Origin of the sequence: Phenylobacterium sp. (assembly GCF_030697925.1) — a bacterium.
Taxonomy (GTDB): Bacteria; Pseudomonadota; Alphaproteobacteria; order Caulobacterales; family Caulobacteraceae; genus Phenylobacterium.
Genome location: NZ_JAUYOJ010000027.1, coordinates 18,501 through 37,993, shown reverse-complemented (window position 1 = coordinate 37,993; position 19,493 = coordinate 18,501). Strand labels below are relative to the sequence as shown.

The 19,493-nt window shown below is 68.5% G+C and carries 21 protein-coding genes; 9 read left to right on the top strand and 12 right to left on the bottom strand.

Annotation, left to right across the window (positions count from 1 at the left end; genetic code table 11):
• Positions 1–211 precede the first annotated feature (211 nt).
• Entirely contained in the window at positions 212–1,156 is a 945-nt protein-coding gene (locus tag Q8Q88_RS03515; protein WP_305673814.1) for an IS110 family transposase, read from the top strand.
• Positions 1,157–1,200: 44 nt separating this feature from the next.
• On the opposite strand, the gene Q8Q88_RS03510 is transcribed toward Q8Q88_RS03515, so the two are convergent.
• Positions 1,201–2,520, bottom strand: a complete 1,320-nt coding sequence (locus tag Q8Q88_RS03510) for an MFS transporter (protein ID WP_305673813.1) — start codon at positions 2,518–2,520, stop codon at positions 1,201–1,203.
• Positions 2,521–2,630: 110 nt separating this feature from the next.
• Here Q8Q88_RS03510 and motA point away from each other — a divergent pair, with 110 nt between their 5' ends.
• On the top strand, positions 2,631–3,500 hold the full coding sequence (gene motA, locus Q8Q88_RS03505) for a flagellar motor stator protein MotA (RefSeq protein ID WP_305673812.1): 870 nt from the start codon (positions 2,631–2,633) through the stop codon (positions 3,498–3,500).
• 36 nt (positions 3,501–3,536) lie between these two features.
• Here the strand turns inward: motA and Q8Q88_RS03500 are convergent, their stop codons facing one another.
• Together Q8Q88_RS03500 and purE are read right to left on the bottom strand one after the other, a co-directional pair.
• A complete protein-coding gene (locus Q8Q88_RS03500) occupies positions 3,537–4,622 on the bottom strand; it encodes a 5-(carboxyamino)imidazole ribonucleotide synthase (RefSeq protein ID WP_305673811.1) in 1,086 nt (361 codons plus the stop codon).
• A gap of 2 nt (positions 4,623–4,624) precedes the next feature.
• Positions 4,625–5,119 (bottom strand): 5-(carboxyamino)imidazole ribonucleotide mutase, encoded by a 495-nt coding sequence (gene purE, locus Q8Q88_RS03495; protein WP_305673810.1) that lies wholly within the window; start codon positions 5,117–5,119, stop codon positions 4,625–4,627.
• A gap of 215 nt (positions 5,120–5,334) precedes the next feature.
• Here purE and Q8Q88_RS03490 point away from each other — a divergent pair, with 215 nt between their 5' ends.
• A complete protein-coding gene (locus Q8Q88_RS03490) occupies positions 5,335–6,084 on the top strand; it encodes a GGDEF domain-containing protein (protein ID WP_305673809.1) in 750 nt (249 codons plus the stop codon).
• Between the two features lie 64 nt (positions 6,085–6,148).
• The gene (locus Q8Q88_RS03485) at positions 6,149–6,514 is read left to right on the top strand and encodes a VOC family protein (RefSeq protein WP_305673808.1); all 366 of its coding nucleotides are present in this window, start codon (positions 6,149–6,151) and stop codon (positions 6,512–6,514) included.
• Between the two features lie 2 nt (positions 6,515–6,516).
• Here Q8Q88_RS03485 and Q8Q88_RS03480 read toward each other — a convergent pair whose 3' ends face one another.
• The 3 genes from Q8Q88_RS03480 to Q8Q88_RS03470 are packed head-to-tail and all read right to left on the bottom strand — an operon-like array spanning position 6,517 to position 7,836.
• Positions 6,517–6,735 (bottom strand): YdcH family protein, encoded by a 219-nt coding sequence (locus tag Q8Q88_RS03480; protein WP_305673807.1) that lies wholly within the window; start codon positions 6,733–6,735, stop codon positions 6,517–6,519.
• 52 nt (positions 6,736–6,787) lie between these two features.
• Positions 6,788–7,234 carry a TIGR02444 family protein gene (locus Q8Q88_RS03475; protein WP_305673806.1) on the bottom strand — a complete coding sequence of 149 codons (447 nt, stop codon included), beginning with the start codon at positions 7,232–7,234 and terminating at the stop codon, positions 6,788–6,790.
• Complete coding sequence (locus tag Q8Q88_RS03470) at positions 7,234–7,836, bottom strand: UbiX family flavin prenyltransferase (protein ID WP_305673805.1); 603 nt, start codon at positions 7,834–7,836, stop codon at positions 7,234–7,236. The genes Q8Q88_RS03475 and Q8Q88_RS03470 overlap by 1 nt, the downstream gene beginning before the upstream one ends.
• Before the next feature lie 130 nt (positions 7,837–7,966).
• Between Q8Q88_RS03470 and Q8Q88_RS03465 the strand changes: the two genes are divergently transcribed.
• Complete coding sequence (locus tag Q8Q88_RS03465; protein WP_305673804.1) at positions 7,967–8,140, top strand: YdcH family protein; 174 nt, start codon at positions 7,967–7,969, stop codon at positions 8,138–8,140.
• Between the two features lie 219 nt (positions 8,141–8,359).
• Here Q8Q88_RS03465 and Q8Q88_RS03460 read toward each other — a convergent pair whose 3' ends face one another.
• Complete coding sequence (locus tag Q8Q88_RS03460; protein ID WP_305673803.1) at positions 8,360–9,031, bottom strand: DUF1013 domain-containing protein; 672 nt, start codon at positions 9,029–9,031, stop codon at positions 8,360–8,362.
• A gap of 261 nt (positions 9,032–9,292) precedes the next feature.
• Between Q8Q88_RS03460 and Q8Q88_RS03455 the strand changes: the two genes are divergently transcribed.
• Together Q8Q88_RS03455 and Q8Q88_RS03450 are read left to right on the top strand one after the other, a co-directional pair.
• Positions 9,293–9,631, top strand: coding sequence for a hypothetical protein (locus Q8Q88_RS03455; RefSeq protein WP_305673802.1), 339 nt, complete (start codon positions 9,293–9,295; stop codon positions 9,629–9,631).
• A gap of 50 nt (positions 9,632–9,681) precedes the next feature.
• Positions 9,682–10,455 (top strand): TylF/MycF/NovP-related O-methyltransferase, encoded by a 774-nt coding sequence (locus Q8Q88_RS03450; protein ID WP_305673801.1) that lies wholly within the window; start codon positions 9,682–9,684, stop codon positions 10,453–10,455.
• Here Q8Q88_RS03450 and ribB read toward each other — a convergent pair.
• From ribB to Q8Q88_RS03430, 4 genes are all read right to left on the bottom strand, one after another.
• The gene (ribB, locus tag Q8Q88_RS03445; protein WP_305673800.1) at positions 10,452–11,603 is read right to left on the bottom strand and encodes a 3,4-dihydroxy-2-butanone-4-phosphate synthase; all 1,152 of its coding nucleotides are present in this window, start codon (positions 11,601–11,603) and stop codon (positions 10,452–10,454) included. The genes Q8Q88_RS03450 and ribB overlap by 4 nt on opposite strands.
• On the bottom strand, positions 11,600–12,172 hold the full coding sequence (locus Q8Q88_RS03440) for an NADPH-dependent FMN reductase (protein ID WP_305673799.1): 573 nt from the start codon (positions 12,170–12,172) through the stop codon (positions 11,600–11,602). Before Q8Q88_RS03440 ends, ribB begins: the two co-directional genes overlap by 4 nt.
• Positions 12,169–13,914 (bottom strand): class I adenylate-forming enzyme family protein, encoded by a 1,746-nt coding sequence (locus tag Q8Q88_RS03435; protein ID WP_305673798.1) that lies wholly within the window; start codon positions 13,912–13,914, stop codon positions 12,169–12,171. Before Q8Q88_RS03435 ends, Q8Q88_RS03440 begins: the two co-directional genes overlap by 4 nt.
• A gap of 115 nt (positions 13,915–14,029) precedes the next feature.
• Entirely contained in the window at positions 14,030–15,358 is a 1,329-nt protein-coding gene (locus Q8Q88_RS03430) for an acyl-CoA dehydrogenase family protein (RefSeq protein WP_305673797.1), read from the bottom strand.
• 284 nt (positions 15,359–15,642) lie between these two features.
• Between Q8Q88_RS03430 and Q8Q88_RS03425 the strand changes: the two genes are divergently transcribed.
• Positions 15,643–16,863 carry a serine hydrolase gene (locus tag Q8Q88_RS03425; RefSeq protein ID WP_305673796.1) on the top strand — a complete coding sequence of 407 codons (1,221 nt, stop codon included), beginning with the start codon at positions 15,643–15,645 and terminating at the stop codon, positions 16,861–16,863.
• Here Q8Q88_RS03425 and Q8Q88_RS03420 read toward each other — a convergent pair.
• Positions 16,811–18,373, bottom strand: coding sequence for an MATE family efflux transporter (locus Q8Q88_RS03420; protein WP_305673795.1), 1,563 nt, complete (start codon positions 18,371–18,373; stop codon positions 16,811–16,813). The two genes, Q8Q88_RS03425 and Q8Q88_RS03420, sit on opposite strands and share 53 nt — an antisense overlap.
• Before the next feature lie 222 nt (positions 18,374–18,595).
• Here Q8Q88_RS03420 and rfbD point away from each other — a divergent pair, with 222 nt between their 5' ends.
• Complete coding sequence (gene rfbD, locus Q8Q88_RS03415; protein ID WP_305673794.1) at positions 18,596–19,486, top strand: dTDP-4-dehydrorhamnose reductase; 891 nt, start codon at positions 18,596–18,598, stop codon at positions 19,484–19,486.
• Positions 19,487–19,493 lie beyond the last annotated feature (7 nt).

The window sequence follows — 19,493 nt, the reverse complement described above, 5'->3', positions numbered from 1 at the left end:
CGATCCACCTCGTGTATTTGGCTTGCGCTAGATTTGCAGAGCGGCCGGCCGAGGCGCTCATCACGCCAGCGGCCGGCCGCCGCACCGTCGAGACCGTCGCCACCTAGGTTCACAGCCCGTGGGGGAGCTTGGGTCCGGCGGGGCGTCCTTCTGAACCCGAACGGTTGCCTGGGCCCAGAGCCCGCACCTACGAGGATGGGGCGCGAGGATGATGTCACAAGAGATCGCCCATGTGGGCGTGGATGTCGCCAAGACGATGCTGGATGTCAGCGTGCTGGGTCAGCCGAAGACCTGGCGGGCGAGCAACAGTGCGGCCGGCTGGCGGACGCTGATCGCCCGCCTTGGGGCGCTGGAGCGCCCGGTCGTGGTGGGGGTGGAGCCTTCCGGGGGCTACGAGCGGGGCCTGGTGCGGGCGCTGATCGAAGCCGGACTGGAGGTGCGCTGGGCCGATCCGGCGCGGGTGCGGGCGTTGGCCCGGGCCTTGGGCGCCCCAGCCAAGACCGACGCCATCGATGCGGCGCTGATCGCCCGCTTCGTGGCCCAGACCCAGGGCCGGCCTGTGGAGCTGGACGATGAGCGCCAGCGTCTGAAGGACCTGCTGGCGGCGCGTCAGGCCGCGGGCCGGGTCGCCCGGCAGCTGACGGCCCAGGCCCAGGCGCTGGACCACGCCCCCGCGCGCGCGGCGCTGGAGGGGCTGGCCGCGGCGGCGGCCATGGAGGCCCGCGAGCTCACCCGCCAGGCGCTCGCCCAGCTGCGCGACAACCCGGACCTCAAGGCCATCTGGACCCGACTGCAGACCGCGCCAGGCGTCGGACCGCTGGTGGCCGCTGAGCTGGTCGCCCACATGCCCGAGCTGGGACGCGTCGGCGGCAAGGCCATCGCCAAGCTCGCAGGTCTGGCCCCCTTCATCCGCAAAAGCGGAGCCTGGACCGGCAGAGCCGTCTGCTCCGGCGGCCGAGCCAGACCCCGCCAGGCCCTCTACATGGCCGCCGTCGCCTCGCTCCGCGCCAAGCTCGGGCCACGCCCGGTCTTCCAGCGCTTGGTCCAGGCCGGAAAGCCCACAAAGCTCGCCCTCACCGCCTGCATGCGACGGCTCCTCGTCACCCTCAACGCCATGATCCGCGACAACACAGACTGGAGACATGCGCCAGCCTAACTACGGTTGCTCCCCAAACCGCGCTGCGCGCGGGGGAGGATCTATTACCCCCCGCCTTCGTCGCCCTTTTCCAGCGTCGCCTTGGCGGCGTCGGCGCGGGTGGTGGGCGACGGCGCGGCGTTGCGCAGTTGGGGGTTCCGGAAGGCGTAGACCAGCATGGCCAGCATGAGCACCGCGCACAGCACGAAGGGCGCCGGGGCCACGGCCTGGTAGAGCCAGACGAAGGCCGGGGCCAGCACCACATTGACCCCGTTGACCGCGGCCACGGCGCCGGCGACCCGGGCCTGTTCGTGCATGTCGACCGCTAGCGAGGAGCCCGCCGTGAAGCCCGGCCGCGCCAAGCCGAACCCCAGGCTGGAGATGGCGTAGCCCGCCACAACCGCGGCATAGGTCGGCTGGAAAGCCACGATGACATTGCCGACGGCGGCGACGCCCACGCCCCAGCGCAAGAGCTGGCGCGGGGTCATCTCGAACATGCGGATGATGCCCCATTGGGCGAGCAGGCCGGCCACCGCGCCGAACATCATGGCGATGGCGATGAAGCCCTGGGCCTTCATCGGCGAGAGGTCGAGCTGGTCGATGATCAAGAAGCCGAGGGTTTGGCCCTGGGCGGTCTGGCAGACGGCGACGATGAAGCCATAGATCAGGAAGGGTGTGACGCGCGGATCGCGCCACATGGGCTTTTCCTTCACCGCAACCACGCCCTTGACCGGAGGCGCCTTCACCGGGGCGACGGGCATGTTCTGGCTCTCGGGCAGCTTCTTCCAGACGATGAACAACATGATCCCGGCGATGACCGCGAAACCGAACAGCGGGCCTGCCAGGCCACCCTTGAACGGCAGCACGAACAGCGGTGCGACGAACGGCCCGATGACCGTGCCCAGGCCGAAGGCGCCGGCCAGGCTGGACATGGCCTGGGTGCGCTTCTCCGGCGGGGTGTGCTCGGCCAGATAGGCCTGGGTGGCGGGGTTCGAGGCCGCGCCGAACAAACCGAACAGGGCCCGCGCGAACAGGAAGAAGACGAAGATCACCATGGGCGTCGTCAGGTGATAGAGGCCCGCGGCGACCACCAGGCCGCAGGCGATCATCGACATCATGAAGCCGGTCAGGCCGATCAGCATCAGCGGCTTGCGGCCGTGTTTGTCCGAGGCCCTGGCCCACCACGGTGAGGAAAACGCCCACAACAGGGCCGAGAGCGAGAAGATCGCCGCCACCATCGGATCGGGAATGCCGATCGAGCGGCCGATGGCCGGCAGCACCGAGATCATCCCGGTATTGCCCATGGCGGTCACCAGCGAGACCCCGAAAATGATCGCGAAGGAACCCTTCGGCAGGCCGTCCATGGCGGAAGCTGGCTTAGGCATGCTGCGCTGTTAAGGCGCGCCGATCCCTTGCGCAAACACCGAAATGCTCACGCGACATTAAGCATTAATGGTGATGCTCCCGGCCAACACCCCGGGGACCGACCACCGCCATGTTTCAGATTATCGGCATCGTGTTGCTGTTCGGCCTGGTGTTCGGCAGCTACATCATCTCCGGCGGCAATATGGGCGTCATCCTGCACGCCCTGCCCCACGAAATGATGGCCATCGGCGGCGCCGGCGTGGCCGCCTTCCTGATCTCCAACTCCATGCCGGTCATCAAGGGCACCATGAGCGGCTTCGGCAAGGTGTTCGCCGGGCCCAAGTGGAAGGCCAGCGACTATCGCGACCTGCTGTCGCTGCTGTTCCTGCTGACCAAGACCATGAAGTCCAAGGGCGTCATCGCCCTGGAAAGCCACATCGAGAACCCGAAGGACTCCTCGATCTTCTCGCGCTTCCCGCGCGTGATGAAGGACCACTTCGCCGTCGACTTCATCTGCGACACGCTGCGCATGATGACCATGAACCTCGAGGACCCGCACCAGGTCGAGGACGCCATGGAAAAGCAGCTCGAGAAGCACCATCACGAGGCGCTCGGCCCGGCCGGCGCGCTGACCAACCTGGCCGACGCCCTGCCCGCCCTGGGCATCGTCGCCGCCGTGCTCGGCGTCATCAAGACCATGGGCGCGATCACCGAGCCGCCGGAAGTGCTGGGCGAGATGATCGGCTCGGCCCTCGTCGGCACCTTTCTGGGCGTGTTCCTGGCCTATGGCCTGGTCGGCCCCATGGCCGTGCGCCTGAAGGAAGTGATCGAGGAGGAAGGCTCCTTCTACAAGATCATCCAATCGGTGCTTGTGGCCCACCTGCACGGCAACGCGGCCCAGATCTCCGTCGAGATCGGCCGCGGCAGCGTCCCCTCCGGCGCTCAGCCGAGCTTCCTGGAGCTGGAAGAGGCCCTCTCGGCCATCCCCAACGAAGCCTAGGGCTGCCATCCCTCCTCCTTGTGGGGAGGGAAATGGCTACGGCAGGGCCTTCAGCCGGTTCACATGACCCATCTTGCGGCCGGGCTTGGCTTGGCGCTTGCCGTAGAGATGGACGCGGGTCTCGGGTTCGGCGGCGTACTTCGCCCAGCCGTGGACCTCGTCGCCCAGCAGGTTCAGCATCTCCACCTGGGCGCGGGCCGCCGTGGGGCCTAGCGGCCAGCCGGCGACCGCGCGGATATGCTGCTCGAACTGGTCGACCTCGCAGCCGTCCTGGGTCCAGTGGCCGGTGTTGTGGACGCGGGGCGCGATCTCGTTGACCAGCAGCGAGCCGTCCTTCAGCTCGAACAGCTCGATGCCGATGACACCCACATAGTCGAGGCCCGTCAGCACCTTGGCGGCGATCCGCTCGGCCTGGGCGGCGGCGGTCTCGCTGACGCGGGCCGGGGCCACGCTGCGGCGCAGGACGCCCTTTTCGTGATGGTTTTCCGACAGCGGATAGACGGCGATCCCGCCGTCGCGGCCGCGGGCGGCGATGATCGAGAGCTCGCGCACGAAATCGGCAGGAGCCTCCAGGATCACCGGGCGGCCGCCCAGGGCCTCGAAGGCCACGGCGGCGCCGGCGGCGTGTTCGACCCAGACCTGGCCCTTGCCGTCATAGCCCTCGCGCCGCGTCTTCATCAGGCAGGGGCAGCCGATCCGCCCGGCCGCCTCTACGCTGGTCTCGGCGCTGTCGGCGGCGGCGAAGGCGACCGTAGCCACGCCCCTGGCGTTGAGGAAGATCTTCTCGTCCACCCGGTCCTGGGCGACGGCCAGGGCCTGGGCGCCCGGCGCGACCTCGGCGCCCAGGTCCGTCAGGGCCTGGACCGAGGCGGCGGGGACGTTCTCGAACTCGAAGGTGACCACATCGGACAGCTCGGCGAGCGCCCGCAGCGCGGCGGGATCGTCATAGGCGCCGACAATGGCGTGGGCGGCGACGCGGCCGGCGGGGGCGTCGGTCTCGCGCTCAAGGATCGCCACGTCGAAGCCCAGCCTGGCGGCCGCCTGGGCCAGCATCCGGCCGAGCTGTCCGCCGCCCAGGATGCCGAGCGTCGATCCCGGGGGCAGCGGCAGGGTGGCGGTCATGCTCAGGCGTCCTCGACGGTTTCGGCGACGCTGGCGGTGTGGCGGGCGCGATAGGCGGTGAGCCGCTCGGCCAGCGCCGGATCCGAAAGCGCCAGGATCTGGGCGGCCAGCAGGCCGGCGTTCCGCGCCCCGGCCTCGCCGATGGCCAGGGTCGCGACTGCGATGCCGGCCGGCATCTGGACGATGGAGAGCAGGCTATCCATGCCCTTCAGGGCCTTGGATTCCACCGGAACGCCCAGCACCGGCAGTTCGGTCATCGAGGCGGTCATGCCCGGCAGGTGCGCCGCGCCGCCGGCCCCGGCGATAATCACCTTGAAGCCCGCCGCCTTGGCCCCCTTGGCGAAGGCGTACATGCGCTCCGGCGTGCGGTGGGCGGAGACCACCTTGGCCTCATAGGCCACGCCCAGGGCGTCGAGGCTCTCGGCGGCGCCCTTCATGGTGGGCCAGTCGGACCGGCTGCCCATGATGATGGCGACCGGCGCGGTCGTTGCGCTCATTGGTGGTTTGCCCCTCACCGCCATTTCCGAACGGAAATGGCGTCTCGATATTTAGCGGGAGCATGTTCTGCGCCGAACCGGCGTCCACTTCGGCGGAACATGCTCCTGCGGCGGAAAGGCGCGGAGTATAGGCGCCGGTCTTGCGCCCGCAACCAAGGACGTTCAGGATTCTTAACTCGCTAGGACTTCAGCGATTCTCGTTCGATGAAAGCCCCATGAAGATCACCGGCGCCCGCTCCGAATCCTTCTCTGCCATCCGCAAGCGCGCGCTGGTGCACGCCGGCGCCCAGGCGACTGCGACAGCGACAGCGACAGGCCCCACCGACAAGACCGCCTTCCTGGGCCTGGCTGAGGGCGACCTGACGCCCGCCGTCCAGGGGGCGGTGAAGACCTTGTTGACCGAGATCGATGAGCTGCGCGGCGAAGTCACCCGCCTGAAGGCGAAATTGGCCGAGGTCGAGGACCTGGCCGACCGCGACCCGCTCACCCCGCTGCTCAACCGCCGGGCCTTCGTGCGCGAGCTGTCGCGCATCCGCACCTTTTCCCAGCGCTACGGCTCGCCCGCCAGCGTGGTCTATTTCGACCTGGACGGCTTCAAGCACGTCAACGACCGCTTCGGCCACGGCGCCGGCGACGCGGCCCTGCGCGCGGTGGCCGAACGCCTGCTGGCCCATGTGCGCGAGAGCGACATCGTGGGCCGCATGGGCGGCGATGAGTTCGCGGTGATCCTGGTCCAGGCCGACAAGCCGACGGCCGAGGCCAAGGCCCAGGCCCTGGCCGACGCCATCGAGGGATCACCCATCCAGTTTGGCGACTGGTCGGCGCCGCTGCACATCTCCTACGGCGTGCGCGAGATCTCCTCGGAAATCGAGCCCGAGGAGCTGGTGGCCGAGGCCGACGCGGCCATGTTCATCCGCAAGCGCGAGCGGCGCGGAATCATCGAACCCCGTCAGGCGCCGCGATAGTCGATTCCGCTTTCCTGACGCGCGCGTCAGGCGGTTAAGGTCGTTCCACAAAGGGAGAACGACCATGATCGGCTACACCACCATCGGCAGCAACGACCTGGAGAAGGCCAAGACCTTCTATGACGCCGTGCTGGCGCCGATGGGCGTCCGGCGCGGCTACGACGGGGGCCGCATCCTGTTCTACGGGAAATTCGGCGCGGGCGGCCTGGCGCTGTGCGAACCCTATGACAAGCAGACCGCCACACCCGGCAACGGCACGATGGTGGCGCTCGCCGCGGAGTCCCGCGAGATGGTCGACGCCGTCCACGCCGCGGCCCTGGCCCAGGGCGCGACCTGCGACGGACCGCCCGGCCTGCGGGGCGAGACCTTCTACGGCGCCTATTTCCGCGACCTCGACGGCAACAAGGTCTGCGCCTTCAAGATGGGCTGAGGCTAGGCGATGATGTCCGGGGTGAGCTGGTTGCGCAGGCGGGAGATCTCGTCCTTCAGGAGCAGCTTCTTCCGCTTGAGCCGCGCGATCACCATCATGTCCGGGACCGGCGCGCGGCTCAGGGCCTCCACAGCGGCGTCCAGGTCCGCGTGCTCCTGGATCACCGAGTTCAGGTAGGCGCGGAACCGAGCCTCCGCATCATCGATATCATCGTCGTTCATACGCCACGCCTCGCCACCCGACTCAGATGATGCGCACCCATTGGGCCGCCGTCTAGACAAGGGCCCGCGCCAGGCGAGCCAGGGCCTCGTCGTCGACCGCTCCGCCCCAGGCGGAAGCCGCGGCGCGCAGGCTTTCCAGGGCCGGGCGCCCGCCGCTGGAGGCCGAGGCCATGGTCTCCAGGGTCTCCATCAACACCCGCTCGGCGCGCAGCTCGGCGGCCTTGACGTCCTCGCGCAGGCCCTCGCGCGCGCCGTCGTCCACTGGCGGGAAGGCGGGCTTCAACGCCCGGCGGACCTCGCGGATGGGCTTGAGCACGCGCGCGTCCCAGGCCTTGGCCGCGGCCGCGGCGGTCAACAGGGCCTCCGCCGGCGGGCCCTCGGCCCAGATCGCCCAAAGCAGATAGGACGTGTTCTGGCCGTGCCGGTCCTGCAGGGTCAAGGTCGCCTCCGGCACGCCGGGCCGCGCATAGACCTCCAGCGTCCACTCCCAGAGCGACATCAGCCCTCCTCCGCGCGTAGCGGCCCGACATCCTGGCCCCAGCGTTTCACGGGCCGCCAGGACAAGCCGAACAGGTCCAGCGCCCGGCCCACCGACTGGTCGACCATCTCCTCCAGGCTGGTGGGCTTGGCATAGAAGGCCGGCATGGGCGGGGCGATCACCGCGCCCATCTCGGCCAGCCGCACCATGGTGCGCAGGTGCCCCAGGTGCAGGGGCGTTTCGCGGACCATCAGCACCAGGGGGCGACGCTCCTTCAGGGTCACGTCGGCGGCCCGGGTCAGCAGGGACGACGTCACCCCGGTGGCGATCTCGCTCATGGTGCGCACCGAGCAGGGGGCCACGATCATGCCGAGCGTGGGGAAGGAGCCGGAGGCCAACGAGGCGCCCACGTCGCCCACCTTGTGGACCACGTCGGCGCGGGCCTGGACGTCGGCGACGCTCAGGTCCGTCTCCTGGGCCAGGGTCAGGGCCGCGGCGCGCGAGAAGATCAGGTGGCTCTCGACCGAGAGTTCGCGGCAGGCGTCCAGGACCCGCAAGCCATAGGCCGCGCCGCTAGCGCCAGAGACGCCGACAACCAGGCGGGGCCGTTCGCTGCTGCTCATCGCGTTAGGTCTCCACGCCTGATTTCAAGGCGCCGCCGGTGGATATCGGATCGCAAACATATGTGATCTGACAGACCAGGCCAGCGGGTGTTCACTCTTGAGTCTAGGTTCATGCAGGAGACGACACGACATGGCCGTTGAAGCCCGCATCCGCGAACTCGGATCCCGTCACCAGTCCCTGGAAAAGGCGATCCAAGACGAGATCAGCAGGCCCGCTTCCGACGCCGTGAAACTACAGGAGCTTAAGCGACAGAAGCTTAAGCTGAAGGAAGAGATTCAAGCCCTGGGCGCGCGCGCCCACTAATGGCTTTGCGGCCACGACCCGCGAGGGTCGTCGCCCGCCCCATCTCTTCCTCGTCCGCGGGGGGCCGGACGCCAGGCGACCCTGGTCGACCGCTCCTCCAGGTCCCCGGAGCGGTCGACAGGGTTGTCTGAGCAACCTCGGGACAGCCCGGTTTTCCGTGTTGCGGCGAGACTGGTCCGCTCGTCCTTCTCCCTCAAGGGGAGAAGGCTGCTGCGCCGCCTAGTCTTCCTCGCCGTCGTCGTCGTCGAAGTGCGGCTGGTCGGCGACGTGATGGTCATCGTCCTCCACCACCACGCCGGTTTCCGAGGCCGGGGCCAGGGTCGCCCCCTCGGGCTCGACGATGCCGCGCTTGGCGTCGTCCTTGGCCTTCTTGTCGGCCGCTTTGCGGACCACCGCGTCGAGTTCCATCTGGGTCGAGAGGCCGAGCGTCACAGGATCGACCGGCTTGATGTTGGCGGCGTTCCAGTGCTGGCGGTTGCGCACCTGATCGATGGTGGCCTTGGTGGTGCCCAGCAGGCGCGCGATCTGGCTGTCGGCCACTTCCGGGTGGTTGCGGATGAACCAGGCGATGGCGTCGGGGCGGTCCTGGCGGCGCGACACCGGGGTGTAGCGCGGAGCCTTCTTCACCGGCTTCAGCAGCTCGGCGTGACGGCTCTTTTGGGCCTTCATGCGGTACTTGTCGCTCTTCTGGGCGGCGTCCAGCTCTTCGCGGTTGAGCTGGCCGTTGGCGATGGGGTCTGCGCCGCGGATGTCGCGCGCCACCTCACCGTCGGCGATGCCCTTGACCTCGAGCGGATGCAGGCCGCAGAAATCGGCGATCTGCTCGAAGGTCAGCGAAGTGTTGTCGACCAGCCAGACAGCGGTCGCCTTCGGCATCAGGATGTCGGTCATGACGGTATTCCTAAAATGACGGCGCCCGGCCTTTCGGCCGGGCGGTGCATAGAGCAGCACCTCCTATAGGCGCGTTCCGATCCCAAGAAAACGACAATCGGCGGCCGATCTTCGCGACGTGGGGTCGCGCGGCCATGGGGCCGAATGCACACCGGGTGAGCGAAAGCGTCGATCACTCGCCTGCGACGCGGCGCGCCCTTGAGGCGCGCGCCACGAACGTGCAAGCTTGCGCCAATAACGACCCTTTAGGGAGGGCGCGACATGAGGCTAGGGGCCATCGCACTGGCGATGTTGGCGGGCGCGTGCGCGGCTCCGCCCAAGGCGAACCTGACCGCCGCCTATGTCCAGGCCGCCGACTATCGACATCTGACCTGCACGGGAATCGCCCTGGAGGTCGCCCGGACCCAGCGCGCCCTGGCCGCCGCGCGGCAGCGCCCGTTGGGCGGCGTCGAGACCGCACGGGCGGCTTTCCTGCCGATCTCCTATGGCCAGCCGAGCGCGGCCCAGGCCTCCAGCCTGGACCAGAGATTGATGGATCTGCAGCGGGCCTCGCGCGCCAAACGCTGCGCCAGCATCGCCCTGCGCAGCGCGACCGCCTGACGCCGCTATCGGGGATTGCGCCGCGCCCCGCACGCCCATAGCAAGACGCCATGGGCCTCATTCCGCTTCCCGAGATCGACACTCCGGCGACGCTCAAGGGCGGCCGCTCCGCCCGCGACGGCTATCAACGCGGCTGGGGCCTGATGCACGCCGGCGTCGCCGACCTAGTGGCGCACCATCCGCTCTATCAGGCCGGCCTGGAGGCCGCCGACGGCTGGTCGGTGATGCTGGAAGCCAAGCGGATGAACCTGTTCCTGATCCTGACCTCGTTCTTCGAGGGACTGGCCGGGAAGGACGTTATCGAGTTCGGCTCGTACCGCGGCGGCAATGCGCTGTTCATGGCCCGGGTGCTCAACGACGTGGCGCCGGGCGCCAAGGTCTACGCCCTGGACACCTATGAGGGGATGCCCGCCACCGACGCCGCCCGCGACCTGCACGGCAAGGGCGATTTCGGCGACAGCTCCTACGAGGCCCTGGTCGCTCGCCGCGACGCGCTGGGCCTCACCAATCTGGTGGTGGTCAAGGGTCTGTTCCAGGACACCTTCCCGGGGATCGCCAAGACCAAGCCAAGCTTCGGCCTGGCGCACATCGACTGCGACATCTATTCCGGCGTGAAATACGCCCAGGACGCGGTCTGGCCGTTCATGACCCGGGGCGGCTATGTCGCCTATGACGACGCCGACACGCCCTCCTGCATCGGCGCCACCGAGGCGGTGGAGGAGCTGGTCATGGCGCGCCGCCTGCATTCCGAACAGGTCTGGCCGCAATGGGTGTTCCGCGCCGGCGAAGAGCCCGCGCCCCGCAAGCGGGGCTGGTTCGGCTAGAGCGGCCGGCGGCCGACGATCCTCAGGCCGTAGCCGCCCGAGCCCGGCAGGACGGTGGCCGAGTTGGACAACAGCTCCATGTCGCGCACCCCGAGGTCCAGCAGGATCTGGGCGCCCACGCCGTAGTCGCGCAGCACATTGGCCCCGTGGTCGGCGCCGGGCTCGGCCCCGTAGCGTTCAGACAGCCAGGACGGGTTTGAGTCACGGATGAACACCGCCACGCCGGCGCCGTCATAGTCCGCGATGGCCTTGAGGGCGCGCGGCACGTAGTCGCGCCGCTGTTCCTTATGGCCCAGCATGTCGGCGGCGAAGTCGACGCGGTGCATGCGCACCAGGGTCGGCTTGTCGGGATCGATCTTGCCCTTGGTCAGAACCACGTGCTCGGTCTTGTCGATGATGTTGCGGTAGATGACCATCCGGAACCGCCCGCCGAAGGTCGAGTCGAACGGCGTCTCCAGCACCCGCTCCACCTGGCGCTCGGTGCGGCGGCGATAGGCGATCAGGTCGGCGATGGTGCCGATCTTCAGGCCGTGGAGCTGGGCGAAGCCGATCAGGTCCGGCAGGCGGGCCATGGACCCGTCGTCCTTCATGATCTCGCAGATCACGCCCGCCGGGTTGAGGCCGGCCATGCGGCTGATGTCGACGGCGGCTTCGGTGTGGCCGGCGCGGACCAGGACGCCGCCGTCCTTGGCCACCAGCGGAAAGACGTGGCCGGGCGAGACGATGTCGTCGGCGCCCTTGGTCGGGTCGACGGCGACGGCGATGGTGTGGGCGCGGTCATGGGCCGAGATGCCGGTGGTCACCCCTTCACGGGCCTCGACCGAGACGGTGAAGGCGGTGCCGTGGCCTGACTGGTTGTCCATGGCCATGGGGGGCAGGCGCAGCGCGCGCGCCCGCTCGGCCGTAATGGAGAGGCAGATCAGACCCCGCGCGTGCTTGGCCATGAAGTTGATCTGGTCGGGGGTGGCGAACTGGGCCGGGATGATGACGTCGCCCTCGTTCTCTCGGTCCTCGGCATCGACCAGGATGTAGGGGCGACCGTTGCGGGCGTCCTCGATGATGTCCTCGATCGGCGAGATCGCGGATTCGTGGGCCGCTTCGCCGGAACCGGAACCGTTGGCGGGTGTCACGAGGCGGGAACCTGTCATGTGCCGGCTTTCATCTTGGCGAACTCCAGAACCTGTTCGCCCACTGTGGTCAGTTGCCAGCCGTCCTTCGGATCCGTGGGACAGCCCTCGGTGTCGAAGGATTCGGCGGTCGCGTTGAGGGCCGCCCCGAACGGCGTCGGCCAGCCCCGCATGGCATGTATGATCGAACGCACCGCGGTCAATGTCGTACCGCCCGCCTGCCAGCCGTTGGCGGTGACCACCACCCCCACCGGGCGACCGCTGAAATAGGGACGCTCGTCGCCGCTCAGCAGCTCCAGGGTGTCCAGCGCGTTCTTGACCACGCCCGAGAGCGAGCCGTGATACCCCGGCGTGGCGATGATCAGACCGTCGGCCTCGCGGACAGCGGCGACCAGCACCGCCTGCTCGGGGGTGGGGCCGCCGGGACCCGGATCGAAGATCGGCAGCGACGCCAGGAACGGGCCGCCTAGCAACCGGGTGCGCGCGCCCCCGGCCTCGGCCGCGCGCAGGGCCACGACCAGGGCCTTCTCGGTGGAGGACCCCGACCGGACCGTGCCGCCGATGCCGAGGATCAGGGGCGCCTGGCTCATGCCGCGGTCTCGAAGATCTTCTTCAGCTCGGTCTTCACGATCTTCCCATTGGCGTTGCGCGGCAGGGTCTGCGGCAGGAACACCACCCTCACCGGCACCTTGAAGCCCGCCAGCCGCTCGCGCACGAAGGCGCGGAGCTCCGCCTCGTCGGCCGTTCCGCCCGGCTTCAGATGGACCACGGCCCCCGGCTCCTCTCCCAGCGTCTTGTGTGGGATGCCGACCAGGGCGGCGTCCATCACGTCGGGGTGGTCGTACAGCACATTCTCCACCTCGACGCAGTAGATGTTTTCCCCGCCGCGGATCAGCATGTCCTTGGCCCGGTCGACGATGAACAGGAAGCCCTCCTCGTCAATCCGCGCCAGGTCGCCGGTGCGCAGCCACCCGTCCTGGAAGGTCTCGGCCGTGGCCTGCGGCTTGTTCCAATAGAGCTTCACCACCTGCGGACCCTTGACCCACAGCTCGCCGACCGAGCCCGGCGGCAGGATCGTCTTGCCGTCGGCAGGGTCGCGGACATGCATCTCGCCCACCGGGGCGGCCGGACCGGCGCTGTCGGGACGGTTCTCGTAATCCTTGCCGAGGTGGCTGGTGAAGGTGGCGGTGGTCTCGGTCATGCCCCAGCCGTTGCCGGGCTGGGAGGCCGGGAAGGTCTCGACGATCTTGCGGACCAGTTCGGGCGCCGAGGGGGCGCCGCCATAGGACAGCGACTGCAGGGACGAGAGGTCGTATTTCGGCCGGGCCGGATGCTCAATGAGCTGCCAGGCGATGGTCGGCACGCCGCCGGTGCCGTTGACCTTCTCGCGCTCGATGAGCTGCATGGCCTGCTCGGCCTCGAAGCGGCGCATCAACACGATCTTGCCGCCCGAGTTCATGGCCGGGGACAGGTTCGCAGACAGGCCGGTGGCGTGGAACAGCGGCACCAGGATCAGGTTGCTCCGCTGCGGCAGTTTGTGGGGGTCGGACTCCGGCAGGGGCTGGCCGGCCCGCAGGAAGTTGCGCGCCGCGGAGATGCCGCCGGCCATGACGTTCGAGGTCATGTTGCGGTGGGTGCCCAGCGCGCCCTTGGGCTTTCCGGTGGTGCCCGAGGTGTAGAGGATGGTGGCGTCGTCCTCGGGCGCCAGCTCCACATCGGGAAGGGCCAGGTCAGACAGGTCGCCCCAGGCGTTGACCGCGCCGATCACGTCCTCCAGCCGCGCGATCATCGGATCGCTAGGCGTGTCGGCCAGGCGCGGGACGTAGATCTTCTCCAGCGCCGGGAGGTTTCCCAGGGAATCGACGATCCGCGCCAGCCGCTCGTCGTCGACGATGGCGACCTTGGTCCCGGAATCAGCCAGGCCGTATTCCAGCTCCGGCCCGGTCCACCAGGCGTTCAGCGGGGTGACGATGGCGCCGACCAGGACGCCGGCCCAGAAGGCCACCGGCCATTCGGGCAGATTGCGCATGATCACGGCGACCCGGTCGCCCTTGCGCACGCCGTCGGCCTGCAGCCGGTGGGCCAGGGTCAGAGTGGCGCGGGCGAAGGCCTCGAAGGTGGCGCGGTCGTTCTCGTAGACCAGGAACTCGCGGTCCTTGAAGGTGCGGCCGTTGAGAAAGATGTCGCGCAGGGTCGGCGGGGCGTTCTTCCAGGTGCGGGTCACGATCCCGCGGATGGACAGCTCTTCGATCTCGAACCGCGCGCCGGGCGCGGTGAGCGCAGCGTGGGCCTGCGCAATGGACATGACGGGCCAGGCGGGAGCGTCGGACATGGGGTCTCTGAAATCCGGAAAATAAAAATGCGAAGGGCGGCCCCGAAATCCGGGGCCGCCCCACCCTAGTGCCAAGTCGCGCCCTGCGGAAAGCAAGGCGCGTCAGCAAGCCTGTCTAGGCCGGAGCCGACTCGCGGCGCAGCTTAGCGTAGCCTTCCTTGATCTCGGCCAGCTCGGCCCCGTACTTCTCCTCGGCCGCCTCGCGCAGACGGGGGATGTGGTACTTCGGGAAGAGGTCGTTGTCGGGCCGGTAGTCCTTCAGCACCTGCTTGGCCAGCGTCACCTTGTGGACCTCGGTGGGGCCGTCGGCGATGCCCATGACCAGGCTCGAGGTCACCATGTGCATGAAGGGCATCTCGTTGGAGACCCCCAGCGCGCCGTGCAGGTGGGCGGCCTTCATGGCGATGTCGTTATAGACCTTGGGCATCATCACCTTGATGGCGGCGATGTCCTTGCGCACCAGGTTGTAGTCCTTGTGCTTGTCGATCAGCCAGGCGGTGCGCAGCACCAGCAGGCGGAAGCTCTCCAGGGCGATCCACGAGTCGGCGATGTCGGCCTGGACCATCTGCAGGTCGCCGAGCTTGCCGTCGCGAGTGCTGCGCGAGACCGCCCGCTGGCACATCAGGTCCAGCGCGTGCTTGCAGGCGCCCACCGTGCGCATGGCGTGGTGGACCCGGCCGCCGCCCAGGCGGACCTGGGCGATGACGAAAGCCGCGCCGCGCTCGCCCAGCAGGGCTTCATAGGGCAGCCGAACGTCGGTGTAGCGGACATAGCCCTCCGACCCGCCGCCGATCTCGCCGCCGCCGCCGACGCCCACATTGCGGATGATCTCCACGCCGGGAGTGTCGGTGGGGACCAGGAAGATCGAGGTCCGGCGGTAGGGGTCCTTGGCGTCGGGGTCGGTGACCGCATAGAGCACCAGCACCTTCGACCAGCGGGCGTTGGTGGAGAACCACTTCTCGCCGTTGATCACCCACTCGTTCCCGTCCAGCACGGCGCGGGTCTTGAAGGTCAGGGGATCGGAGCCGCCCGTCGGCTCGGACATGGAGAAGGCCGAGCGGATATCGCCGTTCAGCAGCGGCCAGAGGTACTGCTCCTTCTGCTTGTCGGTGCCGTAGTGGGCGATGATCTCGGCGTTGCCGGTGTCGGGCGCCTGGCAGCCGAACACGGTGGGCGCCATGCCGTTGCGGCCCAGCTTCTCGTTCATCAGGCCGAGCTTGAGTTGGCCGTAACCCTGACCGCCCAGTTCGGGGCCGAGGTGGCAGGCCCACAGGCCCTGGTCCTTCACCTTCTGCTGCAGCGGCTTGATGAACTTCTCGCGGCCCAGCGGACCATGGGCGGCCATGCCCAGGTGACTGAGGGGCTCGACCTCCTCGCGCATGAAGTCCTCGATCCAGTCGAGCTTCTTCTGGAATTCGGGGTCGGTTTCAAAATCCCAAGCCATCTAGGGCCTCCCATATGCCCGCCTTGCGCGGGTATTTTTCATAAATGCGGTATGTCGATTGTCGCCGCCGTCCGGAAATATCGCGGCGCGACAGCCGCTTAGGCCGTCGCGCATACCGACATTATCAAACGCTTGTTTGCCTGACGCAACGTCCGCTTCGCCGGTCACGGCGATTTTTCTAGCATCCGCCCTCTCCGCTGGCGGCCCGCCGCGCGAACTTACTGTTGAAACAAGGGCCTCGCACCCGGCACGGTGTGAGCAGACCCACCGGAGAGGACGCCCGCATGACCCGGCCCGAGAAGCACGGCTTTTCCAGCGAACGCCTGGCGAAGATCGATCGCTTCCTGCAGACCCGCTACATCGAGCCCGGCCGCCTGCCCGGCGCCCAGCTCCAGATCGCGCGGCGCGGTGAATTGGTCCACGAGGCGGTCCTGGGCCTAGCCGACCGGGAGCGGGGCAAGCCGGTGGCCACCGACACCGTCTTCCGCATCTATTCGATGACCAAGCCGATCACGAGCATCGCCTTCATGATGCTGGTCGAGGAGGGCCTGGTGGCCCTGGACGATCCGGTGGCGAAGTTCATTCCGGAATGGAAGGACCTGGGCGTGTTCGCCGCCGGTGTGGCGCCGCAGTTCATGACCACGCCGCCCACGCGGCCGATGCAGATGGTCGACCTGCTGCGCCACACCTCGGGCCTGACCTACGGCTTCCAGAGCCGCACCAATGTCGACGCCGCCTATCGCAAGCTGAAGATCGGCGGGACCACCGGCGACGGTGACATGGCGGCCTTCGTCGACCACCTAGCCAAGCTGCCCCTGGAGTTCTCGCCGGGGGAGGCCTGGAACTACTCGGTCTCCACCGACGTGCTGGGGGTGCTGATCGAACGGATCTCCGGCCAGCCGTTCCAGACCTACCTGCAGCAGCGGATCTTCGATCCCCTGGGCATGACCGACACCGGCTTCCAGGTCCGCGAGGCCCAGCGGCCCCGGTTCGCCGCCTGCTACAACGCCACCCCTCGCGGCGGCCTGGAGCTGCAGGACGATCCGGAGACCAGCCCCTACCTCAAGGCGCCCGACTTCCACTCTGGCGGCGGCGGCCTGGTCTCGACGGCCAAGGACTACATGGCCTTCTGCAGGATGCTGGGGGCGGGCGGCGAGCTGAACGGCCAGCGGCTGATCGCGCCCAGGACGCTCAAGCTGATGGCCTCGAACCACCTGCCCGGCGGCCAGGACCTGACCAAGCTCTCGCGGTCGCTGTTCTCGGAGGCGACCAACGCCGGGGTCGGGTTCGGGCTCGGCTTCGCCGTCACCTTCGACCCGGTCGCGGCCATGCTGCCCTCCAGCCCGGGCGAGTACTACTGGGGCGGCGCGGCCTCCACGGCCTTCTGGATCGATCCGGTGGAGGACATCCAGGTGGTGTTCATGACCCAGGTCCTTCCGTCCAGCACCTATCCTATTCGGCGGGAGCTTCGGACCTTGACCTACGCGGCCCTGACGCAGCCCTAGGCTCGTCCTGCGCCCGGCTGGCGGCCTCGACGGCCTCGCTCTCCTCGGCCAGGGACGGCGGGCCGAGGCCGGTGTCGGGCGCCGCGCCGCGGGGTATGCCGCCCATCAGCCTGGCCTTGCGCCAGCCGCCGAAGCGGAAGTAGCCAGCCGCCAGCACCAGCGACACCATCGAACCCAGGGGGAAGCTCCACCAGATGGCGTCGGCGCCCAGATAGGGCTCCAGCATCTGGGCGAAGGGAATGCGCACCACCCACATGGAAATCAGCAGGCCCAGCAGGGGCGGCCAGACCGAGCCGGTGGCGCGGATGATGCCGTTCAGCACGAAGGCCATGCCGAACGGGATGAAGCCCCACAGCACATAGGCGTTGATGTGCATGGCGATCGGCAGGGACGGACTGGTCGCCGGCAGGAACAGCCGCAGCACATAGGGTTCGACCAGGTAGATCAGCAGGACCGGGACGCCGGTCATGACGGCGGCGATCAGCACGCCGCGGCCGGCCACCTGGTTCACGCGGTCCATCTTGCCGGCGCCGACATTCTGGGCGGCCATGGAGGAGACCGCCGCGCCCAGCGCCATGGCCGGCATCTGGATGTAGGTCCAGAGTTGGATCGCCGCGCCGTAGCCGGCCGCCGTCTGCGAGCCGTAGCCGTTGACGAATGAGATCATCACCACCGCCGCGCCCGAGATGACCAGCATCTGCAGGGCCATGGGGAAGCCCTTCACCACCAGGGTCCGGATGATCTCGAACTGTGGCTTCAGGAGGTTCCATTCGCCACGGCGCAGGATCAGCACCGACTTGGTGCGGTAGAGATAGACGATCATGGCGATGAGCGTGATCGTCTGGCTGATCAGGGTGGCGGTGGCCGAGCCGGCGATGCCCATGCGCGGCAAGGGGCCGACGCCGATCATCAGCAGCGGGTTCAGGACCACGTCGAGGCCGACGGCCACCAGCGAGAAATAGAACGGGGTGCGCGAGTCGCCCGCGCCGCGCTGGGCCATCATCACGAACGAGAAGAAGTACATGAACGGCATGGCCAGGAAGATCACCCGCAGATAGGCGATCGCGTCCCGGGTGGCGTCCGGCGGGGTCTGCATGATCTTCAGGACCGCCGGCGTCAGCAGGTAGCCGGCCACGCCAACGCCCAGCGAGAGCAGCAGGAAGAAGCTGGTCGACGAACCCACCACCCGCTTGACCATGGCCAGGTCCTTGGCCCCCACCGATTGGGAGATCAGCAGGTTGGCGGCCATGGAGATGCCGAACACCGCGCCCAGCATCAGGAAGAAGATGTTGTTGGCGTTGACCGTGGCAGTGAGCGCCGCCTCCCCCAGGATGTGGCTGACCCAGATGGCGTTGGCCGTGCCGTTCAGCGACTGCAGGATGTTGGAGCCCAGCACAGGCAGGGCGAACATGATCAGGGTCTTGCCGATCGGACCGGTGGTGAGGTCCTGCATCCCCCTGTGCGAGCCGCCGCTCGCGGCCGGCGCGGCGCGCTTGTCCGAAGTGTCCACGTCGCTCCCCAAGGCGCGGAAGAATACGCGCCGCCGCTCACCCTGATCGCATCCCCAGAATAAGGGTGCGACGTTCCTTGGCATGATCGCCTGGGGAGACGGCGCCGCAAGTCTACAAGGCGGCCGTCCGCAGGCCAGACGAAAAAGCGTCGCGGCCGAAACGGGGGTGGCAAGTCCGGCGCGGTCGCTTAGGAAGGCGGCCATGATCAAGGTGAGTTTCGCATGACCCGCATCCTGCAATTCGGCGCCACCGGCCAGCTCGCGCGCGAGATGCTGGCCCGGCAGGAGGCGCCCATCGAGGTGGTCGCCCTGTCGCGGGCCGAGGTCGACCTGACCGATCCCGCCGCCGTGGCGCGCGCGGTGGAAGACTCAGGCGCCATCGACCTGGTGCTGAACGCGGCGGCCTACACCGCCGTCGACAAGGCTGAGAGCGAGCCGGACGCGGCCTATGCGGTCAATGCGCGGGCGCCGGAAGCCATGGCCAAGGCCTGCCAGGCGCGCGGCCTGCCGTTGATCCACATCTCCACCGATATGGTGTTCGACGGCGAGAAGGCCCGCGCCTATGTCGAGGATGATCCGACCAACCCTTTGCACGTCTATGGCGCGTCGAAGCTGGCGGGCGAGCAGGCGGTGCTGGGTCATTGCGATCGAGCCCTCGTGGCGCGAGTCTCGTGGCTGTTCTCGGCCTATGGCCAGAACTTCCTGCAGTGGTTCCTGAAGGCGTCGCAGGCGGGAACCCCGATGCGGCTGGTGGACGACCAGAAGGCGAGGCCCACGGCCAGCGGCGACCTGGCGGCCTTCATCCTGAGCCAGGCCGACCGCCTGGCCCGCGCCCCGGCCGGCGCTCCGGAATGGGGATTGCTGCACGTGGTCAACGACGGCGTGGCCAGCCGATACGACATGGCCCGCACCATCTTCGCCATGGCCTTCCCCGGCCGCGAGCCGCCGCCGATGGAGCCGGTCCCCACCAGCGCATTCCCGACCCCCGCCAAGCGTGCGCTGAACGCGGTCCTCGACACCGGCCGTCTGCAGCGCGTGTTCGGCGTGCAGCTCCGCCCCTGGGAGGAGGCGATGGAGGACACCATCGAGCAGCTCGCCGCGGCCGAGGCCTAGGCGGGCG